8 protein-coding genes and 1 tRNA gene are annotated in these 6,934 nt (G+C 66.7%); 6 read left to right on the top strand and 3 right to left on the bottom strand.

Annotation, left to right across the window (positions count from 1 at the left end; all coding sequences use genetic code 11):
• The coding region (locus tag EG854_RS00435; RefSeq protein WP_164461734.1) for an integrase core domain-containing protein at positions 1 to 127 on the top strand (127 nt) is incomplete at its 5' end.
• Here EG854_RS00435 and EG854_RS00430 read toward each other — a convergent pair.
• The 3 genes from EG854_RS00430 to EG854_RS00420 form a co-directional block, all read right to left on the bottom strand.
• The gene (locus tag EG854_RS00430) at positions 124 to 1,098 is read right to left on the bottom strand and encodes a complex I NDUFA9 subunit family protein (RefSeq protein WP_164461733.1); all 975 of its coding nucleotides are present in this window, start codon (positions 1,096 to 1,098) and stop codon (positions 124 to 126) included. The two genes, EG854_RS00435 and EG854_RS00430, sit on opposite strands and share 4 nt — an antisense overlap.
• 143 nt (positions 1,099 to 1,241) lie before the next feature.
• Positions 1,242 to 1,317: transfer RNA gene (locus tag EG854_RS00425), tRNA-Ala, on the bottom strand.
• A 142-nt stretch (positions 1,318 to 1,459) separates the two neighbouring features.
• Entirely contained in the window at positions 1,460 to 1,936 is a 477-nt protein-coding gene (locus EG854_RS00420; protein WP_123285762.1) for a TIGR02300 family protein, read from the bottom strand.
• A gap of 138 nt (positions 1,937 to 2,074) precedes the next feature.
• On the opposite strand from EG854_RS00420, the gene aroA reads away from it, so the two are divergent.
• The 5 genes from aroA (at position 2,075) to EG854_RS00395 (ending at position 6,912) form a co-directional block, all read left to right on the top strand.
• Entirely contained in the window at positions 2,075 to 3,394 is a 1,320-nt protein-coding gene (gene aroA / locus EG854_RS00415; RefSeq protein ID WP_123285761.1) for a 3-phosphoshikimate 1-carboxyvinyltransferase, read from the top strand.
• Positions 3,391 to 4,038 (top strand): (d)CMP kinase, encoded by a 648-nt coding sequence (gene cmk / locus EG854_RS00410; RefSeq protein ID WP_123285760.1) that lies wholly within the window; start codon positions 3,391 to 3,393, stop codon positions 4,036 to 4,038. The genes aroA and cmk overlap by 4 nt, the downstream gene beginning before the upstream one ends.
• A gap of 157 nt (positions 4,039 to 4,195) precedes the next feature.
• Positions 4,196 to 5,899, top strand: coding sequence for a 30S ribosomal protein S1 (gene rpsA, locus EG854_RS00405; protein ID WP_123285759.1), 1,704 nt, complete (start codon positions 4,196 to 4,198; stop codon positions 5,897 to 5,899).
• A gap of 243 nt (positions 5,900 to 6,142) precedes the next feature.
• The gene (locus tag EG854_RS00400; protein ID WP_123285769.1) at positions 6,143 to 6,427 is read left to right on the top strand and encodes an integration host factor subunit beta; all 285 of its coding nucleotides are present in this window, start codon (positions 6,143 to 6,145) and stop codon (positions 6,425 to 6,427) included.
• Positions 6,428 to 6,435: 8 nt separating this feature from the next.
• On the top strand, positions 6,436 to 6,912 hold the full coding sequence (locus tag EG854_RS00395) for a GNAT family N-acetyltransferase (protein WP_123285758.1): 477 nt from the start codon (positions 6,436 to 6,438) through the stop codon (positions 6,910 to 6,912).
• Positions 6,913 to 6,934: the final 22 nt, after the last annotated feature.

Below are 6,934 nucleotides of genomic sequence, written 5' to 3'. Positions count from 1 at the left end.
ATCGGACGAGCGCGCCGCAGCCATCAAACCCTGGACCGAAAACTACAACCTGCGCCGACCACACTCCGGAATCAAAGGCCTCACCCCTTGGTCAAGGGTGAACAACCTTCTTGGAAACGACACCTAGCCGACGGGCTGTTCGGCGAACTGGCCGCCCCTGCGGTAGCGCCACAGATAGTTGGGCACCACGGCGGCCATGCCGGTCGGCTCAATCCCCAGGTCGCCCAGACCCGTGGCACCTTCGGCCACCACATTGTCGGTCTGCATCAACAGGATCTGGTCGCGCGTCAGCACCGGCGGAATCCCGACCAGCGTCGTCAGCTGGGCCACCGAACCGATGGCCCGCGCGACGGGGAAGGGCAGGGGCAGCAACAGCCGATGCCGGCCTGTCTCGCGCGCGATCATCTTCAGCACCTCTTCAAAGGTGACGACTGTCGGCCCGCCCAGCTCGACCGTCTGGCCGGCCCACGCCGGATCGGTCGCGACGCGGGCGACGGCCTCCGCCACATCACCGACGAACACCGGCTGGAAGCGCGTCTGGCCTCCGCCAATCAGCGGCAGGGCCGGGGCAATCCCTGACATCGCCGCGAACCGGTTGAAGAAGCCGTCGCCGGGGCCGAACACGATCGACGGGCGCACGATGACCGCTCCCGGGAAGGCCTCGGCCACGGCGGTCTCGCCCTGCGCCTTGGAGCGGGCATAGGCGGACTCGCTGTTCGGGTCGGCACCGATGGCCGACATCTGAACCATGCGGCGGGCCCCGGCAGCCTTGGCGGCCTCGGCCACGGTGCGGGCGCCCTCGACATGGATCCGCTCAAAGGCTTTCGAGCCCGGGCGTTCATACAGAATGCCGACCAGATTGATGACGGTGTCCGCCCCGGCCACGGCGTTCCGCACCGTCCCGGCATCGGTGATGTCGCCATAGACGGGCATCACCTGGCCGACGTCGCCCAGCGGCTTCAGGTCGTGCGCCAGATTGGGGTTGCGTACGGCCACCCGAACCCGCAGGCCGCGCCGCGCCAGGGCGCGTACCACCTGGGTCCCGACAAAGCCGGATCCCCCGAACACAGTGACCAGACCCGAACCGGACGGCATCATCAGCCATGCTCCCTGAAAGGCCCCGACGACGGGCCGCTTGCGTTGCGGGGATAGACGATGCGCCCGCGCCGGGCAATGCGGCGGCGCGTCCTGAGCAGGGGCTGAATTGGAAAACCCCCCGCCGTGGTCCGGCGAGGGGTTTATGGTGGAGCTTAGCGGAGTCGAACCGCTGACCTCTTGCATGCCATGCAAGCGCTCTACCAACTGAGCTAAAGCCCCGAACCTTTGGCTGTCGCCGCGGGTCTGGTCCGCAGGGCCCTTTGAGGGGGTCCTTTGAGGCGGCGGAACCTATGTCAGGGCTTGATCCCGATCAAGCCCGATTCCGCCAAATATTTTCACCCTCGGGAAGGCGTGATTTTTATCAGTCGTCGTCCTTGGACGGCTTGACGATCTCGCCGTCGAAATCGTCGTCGTCATCGTCGCCGTCGTCGATGAAGGCAGCCGAGTCATCGTCGTCGTCATCGTCCAGAACGTCGTCGTCATCGTCGTTCATGCCGGCGTCGTCTTTCGACGTGTCTTCGTCATCGTCGTCGTCGGGCGTCAGGATCTTCTCATGGCCTTCCTGATCGATTTCCGGGGTCGGAGGCGTATCGTCCTCTTCCTCGTCATCGTCTGCGGCGGCCTTCTTGTCCTTGACCTGATCGTCCGTGTCGTCCTCGGCCTCTTCGGGCTCCGGCACATCGGCCGGGCGTCCGCGACGGTTGCGCAGGCGCAGGGCCTCTTCGGGATCAAACTCCGTGTCGCACTTGGGGCAGTGCGCCGGGCGGCGGTTCAGATCATAGAATTTGGCCTGGCAGTTCGGGCAGAGCTGCTTGGCGCCAAGGTCGGCTTTGCTCACGGATCGTGACCCTTCGCGACGGGGGGATTTCGGGCGGCTCCCTTGCCACCCGAATGGCCCGCTGTCAAAAGCCATCTTCGCCCGAAACCCGGTTTCTTCGTGGCTTCTCCCGTTTCCTGCCTGACCGAAAGGCCGTCCGTGGCCGCCGCTTTATCGCTCACTGCCCGCCGGGGGGCCGCCCTCACAGGCTCTGTGCCCGCCCCGGGGGACAAGTCGGTTTCCCACCGCGCCCTGATCCTGGGCGGCATGGCGACGGGCGTGACCGAGATCACGGGCCTGCTGGAAGGCGACGACATTCTGGCCACGGCGCGGGCCGTTGCGGCCTTCGGTGCTGACGTCGAGCGGCTCGGCCCCGGCCACTGGCGCGTCACCGGTCGGGGTGGTTTCAGACAGCCCGAGGGTGTCATCGACTGCGGCAACGCCGGCACCGGGGTTCGCCTGCTGATGGGGGCCGCGGCGGGCTATCCGATCACCGTGACCTTCGACGGCGACGCCAGCTTGCGCAAACGCCCGATGATGCGGGTCACCGGCCCCCTCAGCGACATGGGCGCGCGGTTTGAGTGGCAAGGCGAGGAGGACCGCCTGCCCCTGCAACTGACGGGTGGTGCCCTGGCCGGTCTGACCTTCACCCAGACGGTCGCCTCGGCCCAGGTCAAGTCGGCCCTGCTGCTGGCCGGGCTGAACGCCTCGGGCAATACCGACATCACCGAGCCCGAGCGCAGTCGCGACCACACCGAGCGCATGCTGCGGGCCTTCGGCGCTGAGGTTCAGGTGACGGAACAGGGCGAGGGCTGTCGCATCCGTTTGCAGGGCGGGCAGTCCCTGACCGGCACTGCTGTCTCCGTCCCGGGCGATCCGTCCTCTGCCGCCTTCCCTCTGGCCGCCGGCCTGATCGTGCCGGGGTCTGTGGTGACGGTCGAAAACGTCATGCTCAACCCGCTCCGCACCGGCCTGTTCGAGACCTGGCGCGAGATGGGCGCGGACCTCGAGATTACCAACCGGCGCGAAAGCGGCGGCGAGGCGGTCGGCGACATCACCGCGCGTCACTCGGCCCTGACCGGCGTGGTCGTGCCCGAGGCCCGCGCCGCCTCCATGATCGACGAATATCCGATCCTCGCCGCCACCGCCGCCTTCGCTTCGGGCCAGACGGTCATGCGCGGCATCGGCGAGATGCGGGTCAAGGAAAGCGACCGGATCGCCCTGATGGCCCGGGGCCTCGCGGCCTGCGGTGTGGCCGTCGAGGAAGAAGCCGAAGGCCTGATCGTCACCGGCGGCCCCGTCGCGGGGGGCGCCACCGTCGAAACCGCCCATGATCACCGCATCGCCATGAGCCATCTGGTGCTCGGCCTCGCCGCCGCCCGCCCCGTCACTGTCCGCGACCCCGAGATGATCGCCACCAGCTTTCCGGGGTTTGTGGCGTTGATGCAGGGGCTGGGTGCCGATATCGAGGCGGGATGAGCACCCCCGCCGACCTCATCATCGCCGTCGACGGCCCGGCTGCCTCGGGCAAGGGCACGATCGCCCTGCGACTGGCGCAGTACTATGGCCTGCCGCATCTGGACACCGGCCTGCTGTATCGTGCCGTGGGGCTGGGTGTTCTGGACCGGGGCGGGGAGCTCGGCGATGCGGCGCTGGCGGAAAGGGTGGCCCGAGCCCTCCGGCCCTCCGACCTGACCGACATCCCCCGCCTGACCGACCGGGGCGCGGGCGAGGCCGCCAGCCGCGTGGCCGGTCATCCCGGCGTGCGCGCGGACCTGCTGGACCTCCAGACCCGCTTTGCCCGACAGCCGGGCGGGGCGGTGCTGGACGGCCGCGACATCGGCACCGTCATCGCCCCCGACGCCTCGGCCAAGCTGTTCGTTACCGCCAGCCCGGAGGTCCGCGCCCGCCGCCGCTGGCTGCAGCTGACGGCGCGCGGCGAGACCATCGCCTTTGACGACATGCTGGCCGATATCCTGAAACGCGACGCCCGCGATGCCGGACGCGGGGCCGCCCCCATGGTCCAGGCCGATGACGCGGCCTTGCTGGATACGACCGATATGGATATAGAGGCCGCCTTCGATGCGGCCCGCCGTATCGTCGAGACCTCGCGAGCGCGCTGACCGGCGGGCAAATCCAACGCAAGGATCCTCGGCCACCGCGGGCGTTCGGGTTGCAGAGCGTGACCCCGGATCGATCCTCCGCCTTTTCAATCGAACGTCCGTGATGACTCCTTGTGGAGTCGCACGGTCCTGCCCTTACCTCCAACCCCAGAGTTTCATGACCGATACCCTTACCCCGACCCGCGACGATTTCGCCGCCCTGCTCGACGAGACCCTCAAGGGTCGTGACCTTGGCGAAGGCCAGGTCGTCCATGGCCGCGTCGTCGGCATCGAAAAAGACATCATCATCATCGACGTCGGTCTGAAGACCGAAGGCCGTATCTCGGCCCGCGAGTTCGGTCAGGGCGAAGGCGCCTCGATCCCCAAGGTCGGCGATGACGTCGAAGTCTACCTCGAGCGCGTCGAAAACGCCCTGGGCGAAGCGGTCATCAGCCGCGACAAGGCCCGCCGCGAGGAAGCCTGGACCCGTCTGGAAGCCGTGTTCGCCGAAGAGCAGCCCGTCATGGGCGCCATCGTCGGCCGCGTGAAGGGTGGCTTCACTGTCGACCTGGGCGGCGCCTCGGCCTTCCTGCCGGGCTCGCAGGTCGACATCCGTCCGGTCCGCGACGTCGGCCCGCTGATGGGCAAGGAACAGCCCTTCGCCATCCTGAAAATGGACCGTCCGCGCGGCAACATCGTCGTCTCGCGTCGCGCCATCCTGGAAGAAGCCCGCGCCGAACAGCGCACCGAACTGGTCGGTCAGCTGGCCGAGGGTGAAGTCCGCGAAGGCGTGGTCAAGAACATCACCGACTACGGCGCGTTCGTGGATCTGGGCGGCATCGACGGCCTGCTGCACGTCACCGACATGTCGTGGAAGCGCGTCTCGCACCCCTCGCAGGTGCTGGCCGTCGGCGACACCGTCCAGGTGCAGATCGTCAAGATCAATCCGGACACCCAGCGTATCTCGCTGGGCATGAAGCAGCTTCAAGCCGATCCATGGGACGGCGTGGAAGCCAAATATCCGGTCGGCGCCAAGATGACCGGTCGCATCACCAACATCACCGACTACGGCGCCTTCGTGGAGCTGGAAGCCGGTGTCGAGGGTCTGGTCCACGTCTCGGAAATGAGCTGGACCAAGAAGAACGTCCATCCGGGCAAGATCGTCTCCACCTCGCAGGAAGTGGATGTGGTTGTGCTGGACGTCGATTCCGCCAAGCGCCGCATCTCTCTGGGTCTGAAGCAGGCCCAGGACAATCCGTGGGATGCCTTCGTCGCCAACCACCCGATCGGCTCGACCGTCGAGGGTGAGGTCAAGAACGCCACCGAATTCGGTCTGTTCATCGGCCTCGACAGCGACATCGACGGCATGGTCCACCTGTCCGACCTCGACTGGAATGTCTCGGGCGAAGAAGCCATCCAGCGCTATCGCAAGGGCGAGATGGTCAAGGCCAAGGTGCTCGACGTCGACGTCGAGAAGGAGCGCGTCTCGCTGGGCATCAAGCAGTTGGGCGGCGATCCGATGGAAGGCGACACCTACAAGAAGGGTCAGCAGATCACCGTCACCGTCTCGTCGATCGAGACCGGCGGTATCGAGGTCAAGTTCGGCGAGGATGACGCGCCGGTCACGGCCTTCGTTCGCAAGTCGGACCTGTCGCGCGACCGTGCCGAGCAACGTCCCGAGCGCTTCGCCGTCGGCGATCGCATCGACGCCATGATCACCGGCATCGAAAAGGCCACGCGCCGCGTGTCGGTCTCGGTCAAGGCGCTCGAGATGAAGGACGAGCAGGAAGCCATCGAACAGTTTGGGTCTTCGGACTCCGGTGCTTCGCTGGGTGACATCCTGGGCGCCGCCCTCCGCGAAAAGGGCACGACCAAGGACTAACGTCGGTATCTCTGCAAAATGGGGGCGGTCAGAGCGATCTGGCCGCCCTTTTTGCTGTTTCCGGCGCCAATTTGTGTCCGTTACCGTACACTAAGCCCGTTAATGATGCTTAATCTGCGTATCCCCCCTTTATTCCCCGGCCACGCGAGGTCTAGGGTGGGCCCAGCCGCCGGGGGGCCGGTTTGGCAAGCGCGATGGATGCCGCACCGCGATGTGCGCCGTCGGCACGAGAAGGGGGCTGATGTGATCAAGTCCGAGTTGATTGAAAAACTGGCGGCCGAGAACCCGCATCTGACCCAGGCCGAGGTCGAACGTCTGGTCAATGTGGTGCTGGGCCGAATGGTCGAAACCCTGTCCGACGGCGGGCGGGTCGAAATCCGGGGCTTCGGTGCCTTTTCCGTCCGACATCGCCCCGCACGTCAGGGCCGCAATCCGCGCACGGGCGAGACCGTCGATGTGCCGGCCAAGGCGGTGCCCTTCTTCAAGAGCGGCAAGGAGCTGCGCGAGCGGCTGAACGCCGAGAACTGAGACGCTTCATGCAGCCCGGCTGGCGGATCCTTCCGGCGGACTTTGACGATGCCCGGCTTCAGGCACTCCTGACCCTGCACCTCGACGGCATGCGCCGCTACTCACCCGCATGCGGCGTCCACGCACTGGACCTGTCGGGTCTCAAGGCACCGGGCGTAACCCTTTACACCCTGTGGCATGACCAGGCCCTGCTGGGCATGGGGGCCCTGCGTCTCGATCCGGACGGTGTGGCCGAGATCAAATCCATGCGCACCCATCCGGATCATCTCGGCCGGGGCGTGGGCCGTGCCCTGCTCGAACATTTGATCGCCGAAGCCTGCCGTCAGGGATATCGCCGCCTCAGCCTCGAAACCGGCTCAGGTCCCGCCTTCGATGCGGCGCTGAACCTTTACGGCGCGCGGGGATTCAAAAAGGGCGAGGCGTTCGGCGGCTATACGGCCAGCGACTTCAACCAATTCTATCGCCTCGATCTGAAGCCGGCCTGAGCGCCGCACCGGATCGCATCAC

It is taken from the genome of Brevundimonas halotolerans (genome assembly GCF_003730275.1).
In the GTDB taxonomy this organism is placed as follows: Bacteria; Pseudomonadota; Alphaproteobacteria; order Caulobacterales; family Caulobacteraceae; genus Brevundimonas; species Brevundimonas halotolerans.
This window is presented reverse-complemented; position numbering and strand designations above follow the sequence as displayed.

Coding starts and splice junctions, on each gene's coding strand:
- rpsA (WP_123285759.1), top strand. CDS start 4,196: ATGACCGATACCCTTACCCCGACCCGCGACGATTTCGCCGCCCTGCTC.
- EG854_RS00395 (WP_123285758.1), top strand. CDS start 6,436: ATGCAGCCCGGCTGGCGGATCCTTCCGGCGGACTTTGACGATGCCCGG.
- cmk (WP_123285760.1), top strand. CDS start 3,391: ATGAGCACCCCCGCCGACCTCATCATCGCCGTCGACGGCCCGGCTGCC.
- EG854_RS00430 (WP_164461733.1), bottom strand. CDS start 1,098: ATGATGCCGTCCGGTTCGGGTCTGGTCACTGTGTTCGGGGGATCCGGC.